Origin of the sequence: Chryseobacterium sp. C3 (assembly GCF_014218905.1) — a bacterium.
GTDB lineage: Bacteria > Bacteroidota > Bacteroidia > Flavobacteriales > Weeksellaceae > Chryseobacterium > Chryseobacterium mucoviscidosis.
The window spans coordinates 126,305-143,077 of record NZ_JACLCU010000009.1; the positions used below are offsets into that span (position 1 = coordinate 126,305).

Sequence of the window (16,773 nt, forward strand, 5' to 3'; positions counted from 1 at the left end):
GCTATGGGATTCTACCTCTACAAGGGGCTCAAAAAACCCCTTGTATTCTTCGGACTCAAGGGAAAATATATTTTCTATGCAGTGGGTGTTATCGGAGCCGGAGTCGTAGCCGCACTCATCTTATCCAGGTTCGGATTACTGGGTTCCTTACTGGGCCTTGTAGCCACCGGAGGCGGTGTTTACCTCATTTTCAAAAGACAGGATACCCGTGGCCTTTATGATAAGACTAAAAACTTCGGTCAGATTTTCATATTTCCTAAAAGGTTGGACAATAAAAAATTTTTACAGCATGGCAACAACAAAAAAACAAGCATTTAACATTCCTTTCATCGGGTATGATTATGGAAAAGATCACCATTGGGATTTTGATGTTCTTTTCGGGCAGTATGGAAACCCCATCATTGGCATCAGAATCAGGAATATGGTGGAACAATATTCGGCAGATCCGGACAATTATCTGAACTTCCATACGGTGTTGAACCAGGTCGTATCTATCATCGGAGAAGGGAGAGTTGTTCAGAAGCTTGATATTTTCTCAAAAAAGAAATATTCAGCCGAACCTTCCAAGGAGTTCCTCCAACAGAAATATTCCGAGCATTTTGACGGCAGGCTTTTTAAGACCATTGAAACCGTCTTGCTGTTTACGGATATTATTCATGATAAAAATAAAAAAACAGGCCGGTCAGCGACCGGTGGCAATATAACAGAAAAAAGTTATAAAGAACTCCGGGACAAATGCCAGAAGGTGTTTATGCTGTTGAGGCAAAGTGACTGTGAACCGGAGTTCTTATTTGAGAAAGATTTTGAGTATTATATTTCCGGAGCATTATCCATGCAGTTTTCGGGTACCCCGGTTTTTGACAATATCAGAAGTACCAATGAATACCTGCAAATCGGAAACCGATTCGTTAAAAATATTTCCTATGTCGATGTGGAAAACATTGACCTGCCCTCTGAAATAGAACCTTATTCCATACTGGGAGGAAACGGAGCTGCCGCAGAAACGGCAGTGGATAATTTTACCTTTATTAATGAACTGGAAGATTATGAAACCATTATCTACAACCAGGTCATTACCATTCCCCATCAGGCACAGCAGCAAAGGGAACTGGATAAAAAGAAGAAAAAGCACGAAGGAGCAGCGAACAATTCGCCTTCCAATGCCATTATTGCCGAAGAAATCCAGAGCCTTCTCCATCATATTGCCATAGAAGGCCAGCTTATTGTTAATGCCCATTTTTCCCTACTATTTTCAACAAATACGCTGGAAGAAATGGAAGGGACACAGTCCCTGATTGAAAATAAGCTGTTTACCAAGGGGATTATTGTCTCCAGGAATGCCTACAACCAGCTGGAGCTTTTCCGGGCTGCTTTACCGGGCAATGCCACGGAACTCAGGGAGTATGATTTATTTATGACCACAAGCGAAGCGGCGCTTTGTTTTTTTTTTAAAGAAAGCTACCCCGTGAATGAAGAAAGTAGTTTCTACCTCAGATTTACCGACCGGCAGGGCGTTCCCCTAAAAGTTGACCCCTCGGATTTACCGATGAAAACCGGAAGAATTAATAACCGTAACAAGTTTGTGCTGGGTCCCAGCGGTTCAGGCAAGAGCTTTTTAATGAATAATATCGTGGAACAGTACCTCACCTACAATTACGACGTGGTTATCGTGGATACCGGAGATTCCTACTCGGGAACCTGCCAGTATAAAGGTGGAAGATACATCCAGTATACGGAAGAAAAACCCATTACGATGAATCCTTTCCTGATGGATAAAAAAGAATTTAATATTGAAAAAATAGAGTTTTTGACCAACCTGATCTTTTTGATCTGGCAAGGTCCTGATGCGACGATGTCCTCAGCACAAAAATCCATATTGGATAATGTCCTGATGTCGTATTATCACGGGTATTTTAATTCTGGAACGAAGTGGTACGAAAATAAAACCTCGGAAGAGCTCATTCTTTATTTAAGCAAATATAATATTCATGAAGAAGACGTCTATGCAGCATACGAAGAACAGTTCAGAGGACAACATACCTATTATGATATTCTGGGAATTGCTTTCGATGCCGGCTTTGATGAAGTGAAAGAAGCCTTTAGAAAACTCGCTATTGAATACCATCCGGATAAAAATCTGAATAATCCTGATTATGACAGCGAGAAATTCTATACAATCTATGAGGCTTATGAAACCCTGAGTGATCAGGAAAAACGCAAAGCCTATAATGAGACTCAGCTGATTCTCATTCAGGCTAATGAAATCATGCAGCAGCCCAAAAATGCTGAAGAATGGAATGAGTCGTTCAGGAAAGTCATCATCAAAAAAATTAAGGAGCTGGAAGAAAAGCTTGTTATAAAAGAACTTTCCTTCAACGGGTTCTATGAGTACTGTGACAAATTCCTCCCTATTTATCTGGGTAATAAAAAGCATAAAATCACGGAAAGGGAATTTAACCTAAGAACATTCCTGTTCGTACTGAAGGATTTTTACAAAGGCGGAAGATACGGGACCACCCTCAATGAAAGTGCAGACAATACGCTGTTTAGCGAACCTTTTATCGTCTTCGAGATTGATAATGTGAAAGATAATCCAAAACTTTTCCCCATTGTAACACTTATCATTATGGATACGTTCATCCAGAAGATGAGACTGAGGAAAGATCGTCGAAAAGCCCTAATTGTGGAAGAGGCGTGGAAGGCGATTGCGAGTAAGCTGATGGGTGGATACCTATTGTATCTGTACAAAACGGTACGGAAATTCTGGGGCGAGGCGGTGGTAGTTACCCAGGAACTGGATGATATCATCGGAAATGCCGTCGTAAAAGACAGCATCATTAACAATTCCGATACGTTTATTCTGCTGGATCAGACCAAATTCAAAGACAATTTTGATCGGATAGCGTCTCTATTATCTCTGAATAAAGTAGAACAGAACAAGATTTTCACGATCAACAATCTCAACAATAAATTCGGGCGAAGCCGCTTTAAGGAGTTTTATCTCAAACGAGGTTCTAAAGGAGAAGTATACGGCAACGAAGTGGCCCTTGAGCAATATCTGACCTATACCACAGAAAAGCCTGAAAAGTCGGCCATTGAATACTACGTTGAGCAGTACGGAAACTACGATAAAGCCTTAGAAATTTTTGTAGAACAGGTGAAAAGCTTCGGGGATGATATGGGAAGCATGGTTTCCTTAGTGAACCTCTATCAGAAGCCTTTGGATTCAAAAGTCCTTGCATTCTACCACGGATTTAAGAACCGGAAGGCAAACCAGGGTAAAAATATTTTCAAAATCATTACCCAGGAATTGGAAGATTATAACATCAGCCTTTCGGAATTAATTAACAGACAAACCCATGCATATGAAAACGTTTAGTTTATTTTTTTTAGGATTTGGAAGTTTAGTATATGCCCAAAATACCTACATAGACCCTACCGTAACGGCAGCAATGATCCTGTATTCGGAAAACCTGAAAGCCAAGCAGAATGAAGTCATCGATGAAACTTCCAAGCTGAAAGATGCGCAGACCTGGGTAGGAACCCAGATGGTAGCCGCCAATGATATCCAGAATAAAATACTCAAAGGTTTGAAAGAAGTTTCAGGAACCCTGCAAAACGGAATTCAGGTAAAGGAAATTTATACGGAACTCAATAAATGCTACGGGTATTCTTCTGATGTCGCTCAGTTAGCTTCTGCTCATCCCCAATATGCCATTTTCGGGGTTAAAGCCTCGCAAAAAACCTATGAGCAAAGCCTGAAAATCGTAACGGATCTATCAGATATCCTGGCCTCAGGAGAGCTGAACCTCGCTACGGCAGGAGACCGCTATAAGATACTGCATAATATCTCGGGAAACGTAAAAAATCTAAAGCTGTGGCTGTTGGCTATTAAGCTGCGATTGGAAAAAGCCAACAGACTGGGATTCTGGAACTCTATTAATCCCTTTGCGGGCTACATCAATACCGACAAAGCCATTGTTGAAGACATTATGAACCGGTACAAACGGAATTTTTAAAATCAAATAATGAAAAAGAAATTTTTTTTAAGCGTATTCATTCCGATGGTTTACATCATAATCACTTCTTCCGGAGGCAGCTCTACGCCCGCCTGGCAGAAAGAAAATGTTTCCTTTCCGATGATGGACCTGGAAATAAATGCTACGATGAAAGAACATGACAGGCAAAAGGAAATGCGGCAAAACCAGACGCTGAATGCCGGTATTGAAACGGTCAATAAAAACGAATGGAACAGCTTTAAGGATAAGGTTGTTAAAATACAGGACAGATTAAGGATTGTTTCATTTGCCTTGCAGGCGGTTCCAACAGGAGTGGCGATGAGCAGGGAGATTGGTAAGATCACTCAAAACCAGGCTGCCATTATTGATGAAATCAGCACCGCACCTTACTCCATTGCAGCGGTCCTGCCTTCCGGAGTACAGTATGTAGATGATTTACAAATGGTACTCCGCTTAATCACCGGAATTATCCTCTCTTACGGAGCGATCAATCAAATGGAAAAATCGGAACGCAAGATTTTATTGGACTATGCACTGGGTGAAGTCAAAACCCTGAGCAGGAATTCAACCCATATGCTGCTCAAGATACGGGACATTAAAGCCAAAGTACTGCGTAATAAAAGAGCTTTCCAGTATTACGTCAACAGGGATAAACAAGTGGTGGAGAATATTATGAAGAACATTAAATCATTTTAAAAATGAAATCGAAGATTCTGCATAGCCAATACATTTCACATATACCATAATAAAAAAAATAAGGATATGAACAAAAAAATACTAACCCTCGGAATTGTACTGCTTTCTACGATTTGCATAAAAAGCCAGCAGATCGTGATCAATGACAAGCTGCTGTCCCAGATTACCGTTAATCATGGCGTTCGATTAGGGAGTGAGCAGGCTTTTTTAGACTCTTATGAAAAGCAAAATGAGCTGTATAACGAGATCAAAAATAAAACGGCCCAGGTGATTGCCATTCAGGAATATATCTACCAGCAGCTTAAAAATGTTAATTCGGCCCTTACGCAAGGTAAAAAGCTTATCTACCTCTATCAGTATTTAGGAAAAATCGTAAGCAACTCCCAAACCATGCTGGATTTATCCATGCAACATCCGGAATATGCCGTACTGGTTTCAAAGTATTATACGGCCATAGGACAGCAGGCAATAAAGCTCCAACAGGAGGTCACGCAGGATATCCTGAATGAAAACAAAGATTTTCTGATGGATGCTATGGATCGGGAAATGCTCATTGAAAAGGTACTGACAAGGGTCAGGAATATCAACGGCAATATTCTCTATATCATTTTACGGCTACAGAACGCCAAGAAGATCCCCTATCTCTATCAGGTCCCTGTACTTAGGAATTACATCAATATCGACAGAGCCATTGTCAGTGACATTATTCAGAAATACAAATACATTTTTAATTAAAACAATGGAAAATTTACTTATAAAATTAATCAGGCTGCACTTATTGCTTGTAGTCACCGCCGTATCCGCACAATTAAGTGTAAAACGGCTCAATGACCCTGCTATTGTCGCGCAGCACAAGCGGATGGTTTTTGAAAGCTGGGGAGACTGGCGACCTTACCCCAAATATTTTCTGGGCGTTCAGACCAATTTCGCCTATGCCACGGTATGGGGAATGTGGGCACCCAAAATCAATAGGGATTATAAAGACGGAGACGACATTAGGCCCCTGAAACCTACAGGAGTACAGAACCAGCGATTTGCAGAAGTGAAATATGAAGAGGAAGAAGCCGAAAAAATAAAGGCTGCTTCCGATACCATCTATAAAAGGAGTGTCCAGGACTTCGCCCATTGGACTTCTGCTACCGTAGATGCCGATCCGTTTTGGCTTTTGTATTACAAACGGATGCTCAAACCCATTACTGAATTTCCTGATACCCCGCAGAATTTTATGGAATGGAGGCTCAAAGACCAGGAGACCTATGAAACACTTAATAGTATAGGGACCCTAAAAAGGCTTCAGCAGGAGCTGGATATGATCAAGGAAAAATATTCGATGTCCCGGTCTATGGATATGCCAAGGGGAAAGCGCTTTCTGATGTACCATGAAACCCTTTTGCGTTGGAGAAAATTTGCTCAGGAATTAAGGAAACATAATAACAAAACGACCCTTCTTCTGGATTATAAAAATATCCTGAAAAATCATTCTTCATATGCTTTGCCTACAGCCTGGAGTCCGTCGTCGGACGGGCAGGTCGTTCAAAATATTATGAATCAATACAAACACCGATATTAAAATGAATAAAGCAGTAACCTTATGCTGTTGCCTTCTGGCTCTTTTATTGCCGGTAATGGGCTTTGCCCAGACCGATGGTGATTACAGCAATTTACTTCAGTTCCTGAAAGGCGACGGAGCTTTTGAGAAATGGTTCATGGAGGTATTTACCAAGCTGGACACCAGTATTCAGGATAATGCCAGTGATGCCGCATTGGTGGGAAAAGCCATTGGCGGATTAGGGGCTTTGATGTACCTCGGATACATGGGATGGCAGATGGCTGCCGGAGACCGGGAGTGGGAGATTACCCCGATGTTGAAACCAATTCTGATCGGATTCACGCTGATCTACTGGACGGGATTTGTCAATCTGATACAGGCTCCCTTTGAAGCTATCGCAGAGCCGGGAATCAGCATTTTCAGTGATATAGAGTCTGAGGTAAATGATCTTCGGGTGCAGCGCTTTAAAAAACAACAGCAATTGCTCGATGCCATCATCAAGCTCAAAGCAGATGAAGATGCCAAGCAGGAGGTCATTGAGAATACCGGAAAAGATGCCGATGATTCGTGGTTTGATATCAGCGAGGGACTGGATAAACTCATCCAGCCCATCAAGGAGTGGCAGATCAGGATGCAGTTCCAGATGCAAAAATTAGTGGCTGAAGTGATTGAGTTTATCTGCCTTTCCATTTTGAGAATTTGTGTCTACCTGATTTTCTTTATTCAGAAGATCTGGGCGTACATCCTTATTATATTAGGCCCGATTGCGGTGGGTATGGCTCTTGTTCCGGGATTTGAAAGTTCCCTGTACAACTGGGTTTCCAAATTTATTAACATCAATCTCTACACCTTTGTGGCTTATACCATCATCAACATTGGGCAGCAGCTGATCGCTTCCGGCTATATGATGGAAATAGAAAGATATGATACCCTTTTAACGAATGGAACAGTTACCAATTTGGATGCCCTACTGGTCTATGTCAGTAATTCGGGAATGATTTATAACCAACTTTTTACGTGCGTAGCTTATATCGTCACCGGAATCGGGGTTTTGATGACCCCTACGATTGCAGATACCATTGTGTCAGCAGGAGGAGCCGGAGCCATGACCAAAATGAAAAGTGCCATAGGCAAAATGGCGGGCAGTGCTAAAACTGCTGTTCTGGCTGTTAAAACCGGAGGTGCTTCTGTGGCTGCAACAGCTGCCAAGTCTGCTGCGGCAGGTTCTGCATCGGGGAGAGTTCAGCAGGCAATGAAAAACGGGAAATAGGATTTCCTGCCATTTTAATTCAAAATCTTAATAAAAATGCTTATCAAAAATATAGAACAAAGAATCAAGGTGAATAAGATAGTTTCACTTTCAGCCATTGCCTTTGCCGTTTTTATTGTCATTGCGGGATTTTTCTTCGCCTATAAAATGATTGAAGATTCCAGAAAATCCATTTATATCCTGGATAATGGTGTCCCGGTTTTGGCCAAGCAGATGGATGTTTTACTCAACAGGCCCGTTGAATACAAAGCCCAGATTGAACTCTTTCATCGGTTATTTTTCACATTGGCGCCTGACGATACCTATATCAAGGATAATATCCAGAAATCATTGTATCTCATCGATGACAGCGGAAAGAAAGAATATACCAACCTTAGGGAAAAAGGCTTTTATAACCAGATCATTGCTTCAAGTTCGATGGTAAGCATTCATACCGATTCGGTTAAGCTTGATATGGAACAAAAGAAATTCGCCTTTTTCGGAAAACAGATGATTACAAGAAAATCATCCGTAATTACCAGAAAGCTTATCACTGAAGGTTTCTTTGAGGATATTATCCGAAGTCCCAATAACCCGCATGGAGTGATCCTTAAAAACTGGCGCATCCTTGATAATGAAGAAATTTCAAACCAAACCAAAAATTCGTACTAACAATGAATACTTCATTCAAACAAGTCGGACAGAAATGCCTGCAATGGATTGTCCATCACCCTAAAAAGTTTTTTGCCTATTCGATGATTTTTTTGTCAGTGTCATTCATAGGTTCTCTGATCCAGGGAATTTTCTTTCCCAGCGAGACAGTATTTACCATTAAACCACCTGTCCTTTATTCCAAAAGCCAGAAGGAACAGACCCCTACTGTAAACAACGAAAAAGAGATGAAAAAGATTGTGGAAGAGCTTAAAATTTTAAAAGTGAAAAGAGACCGAAAACAATTACAGAAAGGGGACAGCCTGAGGATTGAATATTTGTTTAACCAATTTCAAAAATTAAAAACTCAATGAAAAAACTCGATTTCAAACAGAAGAAATACATCCTGCCCCTTTTGGCACTGCCGTTTCTGCTGCTTTTTATCTATGTAGGAACCCAATTCGCCAAAGAAAAACAGCCCAAAGAGAAGCCCAAAGAACTCTCCATTTCCCTTGGTGAGTCGCAGGATTCGATTATGAGTAAGAATGATGCCTATGACGCATTTTTCAAAAAAGAAGATAACAGAACGATGCTCGAGGGGCTGGGCAAAGAAAAGGACAGCCTGCTCAGCTACGAAGACCAGCTGTCATTAGCGCAGAAAAGAAAAATAGATTCGCTCAAAGCGGTGTCCGGAAGACAAAACGGGTATCAGTCGAAAGGAAATTTATCTTCTTACTATAATCCGAAACAACAACAAAATGACGACCGGGATTACAAACGGTCTTCAGAAATTATCCGGATGCTGAACGATAAATCTTATGGCAAACCGGAAAGTGACTATGCTTCAGAGCCTTCAAAAGCAACTCCTCACACTCCTCAACAAAACCCTGATCCGGTCAAATACCTGAAACAGCAGATGCTGGTGATGGATTCTTTGGAAAAAGCAAGAGACCCGGAATACCAAAGTAAACTGGCAGCTGAGGAAAAGCTGAAAATGAGTAAGGAAAAAATGGAAGAATTTCTGAATTCTACCTTCAATGTCAGTAAATCCGGTATCAATAGCGAGTTCAATGCTTTCTACAAAGAAAAGGAAAACAGCTTTATCAAAGCGGTCATTGATGAAAACAACAAAGGGTATTTGGGAAGCCGGATTCGGTTCAGGTTACTGGAAGACATATATGTGGGGAACAAAAAGCTCAGTAAAGGGTCTTTACTCTATGGGCAGATTTCAGGATTTGCGATGCAAAGGGTTAATCTCAGTATCGTATCCGTATTCACTAAAGGAGAAATTTATCCGGTCAACTTATCGGTTTACGATGTCGATGGAAGCAAAGGGCTCTATGTTCCGGAGAGTATTTTCCGGGATATGATCCGGGAAATGGGAAGCAATTCCGTACAGGGAACACAGATGGATATGGGCGGACAGGGATTTTTTACCAGTATTGGCTCTAAACTGTTTACATCCACTTCCAAGTCCATTGCTAACCTGATTAAAACCAACAAAGCCAAATTGAAATACAACTCTTATGTATTTCTGATTGACGAAAAACAACTGAAAGATTCACAAAACCAACAAAAAAAATAAAAAAATGAAAGCCATATTGTACACATTACTGATTTTCATAACACAGCTTTTTACGGCGCAAACAGCAACCAAAGAACAGCTCATTTCGGATTTACCGGAACTAGAAATTACTGAAGGAATCAGCCTTCATATTATTTCTCCGGAACCTATCCAGTATGTGGATCTGTCCACTAAGCAACTCACGGGAGACTTACCTTCAAGCCAGATTGCACGGATTAAAATTGTAGAAAGAGATTCGGTAACCAAGACACAAGAATCAGGATATGGACCCCAAGAAAAATGGAAGCCGAACCTCGGCATTATCACGGTGGTGGGGCAGTCTTTTATTGCACAGTACAAAGCTGTTTACAGAAATTCTGAAAACCTGAATACCATTACTAATATTCATATTCAGCCGGAGGAAATGCAGCCCATAGAATTTGATAAAATGGCTTTCTCCAATCTTGAGCTGAGAAAATTTGCGATGGACATTATTCAGAAAAAATCAGAAAAAAATCCGATTCGGGAAGAGAAAAACCTGGGGCTCAGTGTTCAGCTCAATAATGTCTATGTCATCAGTGACTATATATTCCTGGATATGACCTTTAAAAACAATTCCAACTTAAGTTATGATATAGAAGCTTTGAAATTCTCCGTAGAAGATAAAAAGATCCATAAGGCGACCAACAATCAGAGTGTTGAAATAACTCCAGTGTTTCAGCTGAACCCTCAAAAGCATTTCAGGAAGAATTTCAGGAATATTTATGTGTTCAAAAAATTCACTTTCCCGAATTCTAAGGTGATGATGATCCGCCTGATCGAAGAACAGCTCTCAGGAAGAACCATCGAAATGAAGATCAACTACTCTGATATCCTTAAAGCCGATACATTTTAAATAATTGATACTATGGACAATTTTATAACTATCGCAATTATAGTATATGGACTAATGCTAATTGCAACTGTATACTGCTGTGTTGGTCTCATCATTTTTGGAAAAAAATGGAACCAATATGCAAAGGATTATGAGCAATTATTAATCCTTAAAAATGAGTTTGAGAAAATGTCTGAAGAGGAAAGTTACTCCTGTATGATCGATAGGGTTAAAAAAAGAGGATATGAAGTTATTGACCAATTGAATGTGTTGAAGGCTGATCTTGTTAAAATACTGGAACATCATGAAAAATTGCAACGGCAGAAGCAGCATGATAACCAGGCTGAGAAGGAGCCATCACTGGACAATTTTTTTGAACACTATTCCTAATGCAAGAACAACAACATCAGATCAGGATTTACGGCTTCCTTCAGAAGGCGGTATATGCCGTTGTGGCGTTGGATTGTGCTTCACTATTTTATCTGCATGCCAATATTCCGGTGGTTTCCAACTTATTGAAGAATTTTTCCAGAATGAGCTTCATTTATCCTCCTGTCAATGCTAAACTGGCGACACTACTATTGATAGGATTAGTGGCTGTAGGAACAAAAGCTAAGAAAAAGAAAGACCTTCATATCGCTATGGAAATAGTAGTTCCTATGGTATTGGGACTCCTGATGATGTTTTCCTCTCTGGTTTGGGAGCGTGAAGCCGGAAATCCTTCACTTCCTAAAATATTTCCCGGAATGAGTCTTTACCAGGTGGTGTATGCTTTTTTATCGTTTTTGGGAGCGGTTGTTCTTCAAATGGGAGCTGACAGCATCTCTAAGCTGATGCAGCAGAAAATGGGAAAAGACCGATGGAATGTCGAGGAAGAATCTTTTGACCAGAACCAGGAATTAGTAGAATCCGACATGATGATTAATATTCCTTATTTATTCCGGTATAAAGGGAAAAGCAATAAAGGCTGGATGAATATTAATCCTTTCCGGGGGACGATGGTGATTGGTGTGCCAGGTTCCGGTAAATCTTTTGGAGTGATCAATCCCGCGATCAGGCAGATGATAGCTAAAGGATTTTGTCTGATAATTTACGATTTTAAGTTTCCCGACCTGGCGCAGATCGCTTATTACCACTATTTATTCAAAAAAAGTAAGGAATCAGGTTATAATTACAATTTTTATGTTATTAACCTCAATGAAGTTGAGAAATCCAAAAGGGTGAACCCGTTCGCCAAAAAATATGTGCAGACATTAGCAGAAGCACAGGAAATGGCTGAGGCTATGGTGTCTTCTTTACAAAAAGGCAGTACCAGTTCCGGAGGTGGGGCTGACCAGTTCTTCACCCAATCAGCGATCAATTTCCTTTCATCCTGCATTTATTTTTTTGCAACCCACGAAAACGGAAAGTACTCGGATCTGCCTCACATCCTTTCCTTTATGAACCGAAGCTACAAGGAAATTTTTGATACCCTTTTTGGACACGAAGAATTGTATTCTTTATTATCGCCTTTTAAATCCGCCTATGATAACAAAGCTTTTGACCAATTGGAAGGGCAGGTAGGAACATTGAAAATATTCCTTTCCAGACTGGCTACCAAAGAAAGCTTTTGGGTGTTTTCGGGAGATGAAGTGGAACTCAAAATAACAGACAGGAACAATCCTTCCATTGTTATTTTAGCGTCAGACCCGGGAACTCAGGACATCAACTCTGCTTTGTATTCTTCGGTGCTTAACAGGACTTTAAGACTGATCAACTCCAAAGGTAATCTTCCGGGAGGTATTATTGCTGATGAATTTCCTACGATTTACATCCATAAAATTGATAATGTCGTTGCTACGGCAAGAAGCAACAGGGTTGCTGTAATGCTAGGGCTTCAGGAGCTTCCACAGCTTCGCCAGTTTTATAAGAAAGAAGTTGCAGATACCATTTCTGCCATTGTCGGAAATATCCTGTCCGGCTCTGCAAGGGATAAGAATACCTTGGATTGGCTCGAAAAATTATTTGGAAAAATAAAGCAGAAGTCGTATTCCCAATCCATCTCCCAGCAAGGTACGACCACCAGTATCAATGAGAAAATGGACCATATGATTCCAGCCGGAAAAATTGCAGCACTTAAAACCGGAGAAATGGTGGGGATGATCGCCCAGGGAGAAGAAAATGATACCGAAGAATACAAAACCTCTGCTGTGAACGGTAAAATAAACCTGGATATGAAAAGTATTAAAAAAGAGGAAGCAGAACTTCCGTCCATGCCTTCCTATTACTCCTTTGTGGATAGGGCAGGAGTTAACCGCAAAGAAGAAGTCCTAATGACCAACTTCAGGAAAATCAATAAGGAAGTTGAATTAATTGTCAGAGAATCAGTAAAAGCATAATCATATGAAGAGTAAAATAATTAGCAACCGAATTTACAAGATGGTGGTCTTCATGCTTCTGTTGGTAAACAGTTTTACGTTTGCCCAATTCAATACCATAATGCCTGCACAGCCTCAAAAGCCCCAAAGTCAATCCCATGTTGAATTTACAAAAGAAGAGAAACCTATTGATCCCAAAAATGGGAAAAATTTCTGGAAAAAAATATTCAATACGACAACAAGGTCGGATTTAAAAAATGAATTGGATTCTTTAAAAATACTGTTAAAAAAGTACAAGCATACCAATAATTCTGGAAAAGAGAGCTTTCAAAAAATTAAAGATTCTTTGCTATTGGCCACCAAGCGTAGAGCCGAACAACAAATGGATCTTTTAGAAAATCAAAGTTCCCCGGCTTTATATGACTTTGTGGAGGAGCCTAAAGAATCTTTATCAAAAGTTGTAATGCCTTTGGCGGGTAAGATGGCGATCACTTCTTCTTACGGGACACGGGTTCATCCCATTTCCGGAAACCGGAAAATGCACAATGGTATTGACCTGAAAGCATATTATGAAAATGTATATGCAGTCATGGACGGAGTCGTAACGGCAGTGGGGCGGTCAGCGACCGGAGGCAATTATATCAAGATCCTCCACTATGGCCGATTTGAGACAAGCTACCTGCATCTTTCAGAGATTTATTATCGGACCGGAGAGTTCGTGAAAGCCGGATTTATCTTGGGAAGAAGCGGGAATACCGGGAATTCTACAGGGCCTCACCTGCATTTTTCGGTGAAAGAATTCGGACAAAGCATTAACCCTACTCATTTTTTAAATGATTTAATAAAAGCCACTCATCTCATGGCAACCTATCATAATACTGAGACAGCAACATACAACCCCTACTAAATACATTAACAATGAAAAACAGCAATTTACCCACAGACGAACTGAAAAAATATGGAATTATTGGTGAAGACCATACATTTTCCAAAAAACTAAGCGCAGAAGATATTCAGAGATTCCTACAGGGATACACCATTGTCGCTGACAACGATAAGAACAGGGCAACCTTTCAGCTCACGGATAATAATACCAGGCTGAAGGTTATCTTCCTGGAAAGAGACAAAAGCATCTCGGAAATTCTTAAAAACAGTGAAACGAGAATCGAATACTCCGATATAAAGAAATTCTCAAATAAATTGCCACCGGAGGTTTCGGCGATAGAAAAGAAAGCTTTTATTTTCGATCAGGACACCGGCAAAGTAGCCGAGTTTGATTTCATCAGGCATACCACGGAGTTGACTGCTATTATTGCTGATCTAAGAGATGCAACTGAAACCGGGCGATATAAAATAGAATTGCAAAAACTGAAAAATTTCCTTCAGGATAAAATTGACCAATATCCCGAGATCGCTAAAGAAATTACCAATGATCTGAATATTATCTCCAAAGAGATAAGTACAGTTGATGGAGTTCTTGCCAGGCAGCATAATGATTCTCAAAAACAAGAGAAATCTGATATCAGGTTGAATGTAAACGACCCGGATCTTTATCAAGATGTCAACCAGATGAGAGAAGAAGAGGAGCAGGAGCAAGAAGAAAAGCGAAGGTTTAGAAGATAGTCCTATGGATGCCTCTGATAAACTATTTCAGAATATATAAAATCTCAAAATAAAATTTTAAAATGGATTTATTTGAAGATTATGAGCTTCTTCCGGAAGAATTGAAAGCAGTCTGTGATAAATGGCAGCAAAAATCAGCATACTGGGGGCTTGATTATAATGATTGTGAGATTTTTCAGAAAGAATGCGAAGCTATTGGCTATACGTTTGATTACGGACTGGATGCAGAACCATTTGATTTGCGACCCATCAATTTAGGGCAACAATTACAAGACCATATTACGAACAATCAAAATCCAGGCATTATGCGAACAACAAATGATCTAAGCTGGTATGATAAGAATATTACTCCTCTAACCCGGGCTTATAAAGATTTTGTAAAAGAAAAAGAAAATACATCACCTGAACATTTTTTTCAGGATGGTGAGAGAGTCTTTACGGTGAGAGAAATCAAGTTTTTAGAGATTCTTGGGTATAAAAATTCTAAAAATGACATGAATGTTTCTTATCCTGAAAGTAGAGAATCAGTACCCAGTGAAGAAAAAATAAAAAATATCAGGAATGAACTTGTTAAAGATAATCTGAGTTTTTATCCCGGTACTCGAAATGTTATACAAGAGAATTTAGGTAGTGTAGAGAACAGAGAATCGAAGCTTGATGAACTCAAGGATATGCTTACTCAATATTATGAAAATGAGCAGGAAAGTATGTTTGATTTTACCCATCCGAAATCTATTAAGACGTTGGAGCTGGCATTATTTCTTCAAAATGCAGATGAACAGTTAAGAAAGGAAGTTCTGACATACATTTTTACAGAACGACCACTACAGCCTGATTTTTACGACTTCAGAGATGAGTCTTATGATAGGGGAGAATCTTCTTATGAGAAAGCAAAGGAATCCTATAAGCTAAAGATAGAAAAATATAATCTTTTTTTAGAAAATGCATATTTAGTTTTTGACAGGTACAATTTTGATATTCATATGATCCATGATTCCAATGTCGAAAGAAGACCGGATGCATTCAAAGCCTTACTGTATGACCTTTCTAATCGGTTTTCTGCTGAAACTAAAGCAACAATTAAAGCCATTAATACAGATCAGTCAGTAATTCATGCTAATAATGATAGGAAAATGTATGAAATAACATCGTCCCTTCAAATGGAAAAAAATAATCCCCATGTGGAAACTACCATCGAAGGGTATAGCAGCAGTGAATTAATGAATCTGTCAGATGGCGAATTAGAAAATCTATTAAAGCTAAAGAAAGACCAGTATAAAATAGAACAAGTGAACGATGATATCATTGCTATGTCTTTTATTGATAGTGAAATAAAAAGACTTCTGGCCCTGATTCATCATAAATCAATTAATAACAATCAAAATCCCAACATTATGGAAACAACAAAAGAATTCGATCAGGTTCAATACCTAAAAGACCAGTTAAAATACCTTGGTTTTGGAGAAGCAGAAGAACTTCACAAAGACCTGGAAAAAGGTATTGAGTCTAGCAAACAGCAGTTTGAAATCAAGACATACTCCGACAAAGCATTGCCCGGAAATACCGTAGATTTTATTTTAAAATTCAACAAAAGCGAAAAAGGAGGTGTTTTCTTTAATTCCTACCAGGCAACGTTGAAAAATGAAAAAAATGAAAGCTTTTCCCACAATTTTTATGTGAGTAAAGAAAGCACCTTTACTGCTAAAGAGGCTGTTAATCTTCTGGAAGGACGTTCTGTGAAAATAGAATTTCACAATCCGAAAACAGACCAGTTGGAGCCTGCTTTTGTCAAGCTCGACTTTAAAGAGCCTAAAACAGAAAAAGGAAATTATAATTTCCAGAATTTTTATAAAAACTATGGTATTGATACCGCTGAAATTGTAGAAAAGTCCAATCTGGTCTTTGATAAGCCTGAATATAAGGAGAATACGATAAAATCTTTGGAAAAAGGCAACGTGGTTAAGGTGAAGTTTGAATTGGATGAAGGGGTTATAGAGGGAAAAGCGGTTCTTAATCCCCAGTACAAAAATCTGAACCTGTATGATCAGGATATGAACAGGATCAATACCAACAAGCCTTTACAGGGTTTGGAAGATGAGAGAGAACATGATAAAGCCAATGTAAGAGAGCAAAGCATCAAACGATAAAATTTCCTACCTATTATCTGAAAGCGGTAAGTCTGATGATGATT

The 16,773-nt window shown here is 39.6% G+C and carries 16 protein-coding genes; all 16 read left to right on the top strand.

The window, feature by feature from the left end; genetic code table 11:
- Window positions 1-3: 3 nt before the first annotated feature.
- On the top strand, window positions 4-318 hold the full coding sequence (locus H6W53_RS18790) for a DUF4133 domain-containing protein (protein ID WP_098972160.1): 315 nt from the start codon (window positions 4-6) through the stop codon (window positions 316-318).
- Complete coding sequence (locus H6W53_RS18795; RefSeq protein ID WP_185208945.1) at window positions 290-3,379, top strand: TraG family conjugative transposon ATPase; 3,090 nt, start codon at window positions 290-292, stop codon at window positions 3,377-3,379. The genes H6W53_RS18790 and H6W53_RS18795 overlap by 29 nt, the downstream gene beginning before the upstream one ends.
- On the top strand, window positions 3,366-4,019 hold the full coding sequence (locus tag H6W53_RS18800; protein WP_098972156.1) for a hypothetical protein: 654 nt from the start codon (window positions 3,366-3,368) through the stop codon (window positions 4,017-4,019). The genes H6W53_RS18795 and H6W53_RS18800 overlap by 14 nt, the downstream gene beginning before the upstream one ends.
- Before the next feature lie 9 nt (window positions 4,020-4,028).
- A complete protein-coding gene (locus H6W53_RS18805) occupies window positions 4,029-4,715 on the top strand; it encodes a hypothetical protein (protein WP_098972154.1) in 687 nt (228 codons plus the stop codon).
- Between the two features lie 66 nt (window positions 4,716-4,781).
- Entirely contained in the window at window positions 4,782-5,450 is a 669-nt protein-coding gene (locus tag H6W53_RS18810; RefSeq protein WP_098972152.1) for a hypothetical protein, read from the top strand.
- Window positions 5,451-5,664: 214 nt separating this feature from the next.
- Window positions 5,665-6,285 (top strand): hypothetical protein, encoded by a 621-nt coding sequence (locus H6W53_RS18815; protein ID WP_228457836.1) that lies wholly within the window; start codon window positions 5,665-5,667, stop codon window positions 6,283-6,285.
- 1 nt (window position 6,286) lies between these two features.
- Window positions 6,287-7,534: a hypothetical protein gene (locus H6W53_RS18820; RefSeq protein ID WP_123840837.1), complete on the top strand. Its 1,248-nt coding sequence runs from the start codon at window positions 6,287-6,289 to the stop codon at window positions 7,532-7,534.
- Between the two features lie 36 nt (window positions 7,535-7,570).
- Window positions 7,571-8,185, top strand: coding sequence for a conjugative transposon protein TraK (gene traK / locus H6W53_RS18825; RefSeq protein ID WP_098972149.1), 615 nt, complete (start codon window positions 7,571-7,573; stop codon window positions 8,183-8,185).
- A 2-nt stretch (window positions 8,186-8,187) separates the two neighbouring features.
- The gene (locus H6W53_RS18830; protein ID WP_098972148.1) at window positions 8,188-8,538 is read left to right on the top strand and encodes a hypothetical protein; all 351 of its coding nucleotides are present in this window, start codon (window positions 8,188-8,190) and stop codon (window positions 8,536-8,538) included.
- A complete protein-coding gene (gene traM / locus H6W53_RS18835; protein ID WP_098972146.1) occupies window positions 8,535-9,749 on the top strand; it encodes a conjugative transposon protein TraM in 1,215 nt (404 codons plus the stop codon). The genes H6W53_RS18830 and traM overlap by 4 nt, the downstream gene beginning before the upstream one ends.
- Before the next feature lie 4 nt (window positions 9,750-9,753).
- Window positions 9,754-10,623, top strand: a complete 870-nt coding sequence (traN, locus tag H6W53_RS18840; protein WP_098972144.1) for a conjugative transposon protein TraN — start codon at window positions 9,754-9,756, stop codon at window positions 10,621-10,623.
- A gap of 12 nt (window positions 10,624-10,635) precedes the next feature.
- Entirely contained in the window at window positions 10,636-10,992 is a 357-nt protein-coding gene (locus H6W53_RS18845) for a hypothetical protein (protein ID WP_098972142.1), read from the top strand.
- Window positions 10,992-12,980, top strand: coding sequence for a type IV secretory system conjugative DNA transfer family protein (locus H6W53_RS18850; RefSeq protein WP_098972140.1), 1,989 nt, complete (start codon window positions 10,992-10,994; stop codon window positions 12,978-12,980). The genes H6W53_RS18845 and H6W53_RS18850 overlap by 1 nt, the downstream gene beginning before the upstream one ends.
- Window positions 12,981-12,984: 4 nt before the next feature.
- Entirely contained in the window at window positions 12,985-13,866 is an 882-nt protein-coding gene (locus H6W53_RS18855; protein WP_098972138.1) for a M23 family metallopeptidase, read from the top strand.
- Window positions 13,867-13,877: 11 nt separating this feature from the next.
- The gene (locus H6W53_RS18860) at window positions 13,878-14,582 is read left to right on the top strand and encodes a hypothetical protein (protein WP_098972136.1); all 705 of its coding nucleotides are present in this window, start codon (window positions 13,878-13,880) and stop codon (window positions 14,580-14,582) included.
- Between the two features lie 62 nt (window positions 14,583-14,644).
- On the top strand, window positions 14,645-16,729 hold the full coding sequence (locus H6W53_RS18865; protein ID WP_185208948.1) for a hypothetical protein: 2,085 nt from the start codon (window positions 14,645-14,647) through the stop codon (window positions 16,727-16,729).
- Window positions 16,730-16,773 lie beyond the last annotated feature (44 nt).

Coding starts and splice junctions, on each gene's coding strand:
- H6W53_RS18860 (WP_098972136.1), top strand. CDS start 13,878: ATGAAAAACAGCAATTTACCCACAGACGAACTGAAAAAATATGGAATT.
- H6W53_RS18865 (WP_185208948.1), top strand. CDS start 14,645: ATGGATTTATTTGAAGATTATGAGCTTCTTCCGGAAGAATTGAAAGCA.
- H6W53_RS18830 (WP_098972148.1), top strand. CDS start 8,188: ATGAATACTTCATTCAAACAAGTCGGACAGAAATGCCTGCAATGGATT.
- H6W53_RS18805 (WP_098972154.1), top strand. CDS start 4,029: ATGAAAAAGAAATTTTTTTTAAGCGTATTCATTCCGATGGTTTACATC.
- H6W53_RS18800 (WP_098972156.1), top strand. CDS start 3,366: ATGAAAACGTTTAGTTTATTTTTTTTAGGATTTGGAAGTTTAGTATAT.
- traN (WP_098972144.1), top strand. CDS start 9,754: ATGAAAGCCATATTGTACACATTACTGATTTTCATAACACAGCTTTTT.
- traM (WP_098972146.1), top strand. CDS start 8,535: ATGAAAAAACTCGATTTCAAACAGAAGAAATACATCCTGCCCCTTTTG.
- H6W53_RS18810 (WP_098972152.1), top strand. CDS start 4,782: ATGAACAAAAAAATACTAACCCTCGGAATTGTACTGCTTTCTACGATT.
- H6W53_RS18795 (WP_185208945.1), top strand. CDS start 290: ATGGCAACAACAAAAAAACAAGCATTTAACATTCCTTTCATCGGGTAT.
- traK (WP_098972149.1), top strand. CDS start 7,571: ATGCTTATCAAAAATATAGAACAAAGAATCAAGGTGAATAAGATAGTT.
- H6W53_RS18790 (WP_098972160.1), top strand. CDS start 4: ATGGGATTCTACCTCTACAAGGGGCTCAAAAAACCCCTTGTATTCTTC.
- H6W53_RS18845 (WP_098972142.1), top strand. CDS start 10,636: ATGGACAATTTTATAACTATCGCAATTATAGTATATGGACTAATGCTA.
- H6W53_RS18850 (WP_098972140.1), top strand. CDS start 10,992: ATGCAAGAACAACAACATCAGATCAGGATTTACGGCTTCCTTCAGAAG.
- H6W53_RS18820 (WP_123840837.1), top strand. CDS start 6,287: ATGAATAAAGCAGTAACCTTATGCTGTTGCCTTCTGGCTCTTTTATTG.
- H6W53_RS18815 (WP_228457836.1), top strand. CDS start 5,665: ATGTGGGCACCCAAAATCAATAGGGATTATAAAGACGGAGACGACATT.
- H6W53_RS18855 (WP_098972138.1), top strand. CDS start 12,985: ATGAAGAGTAAAATAATTAGCAACCGAATTTACAAGATGGTGGTCTTC.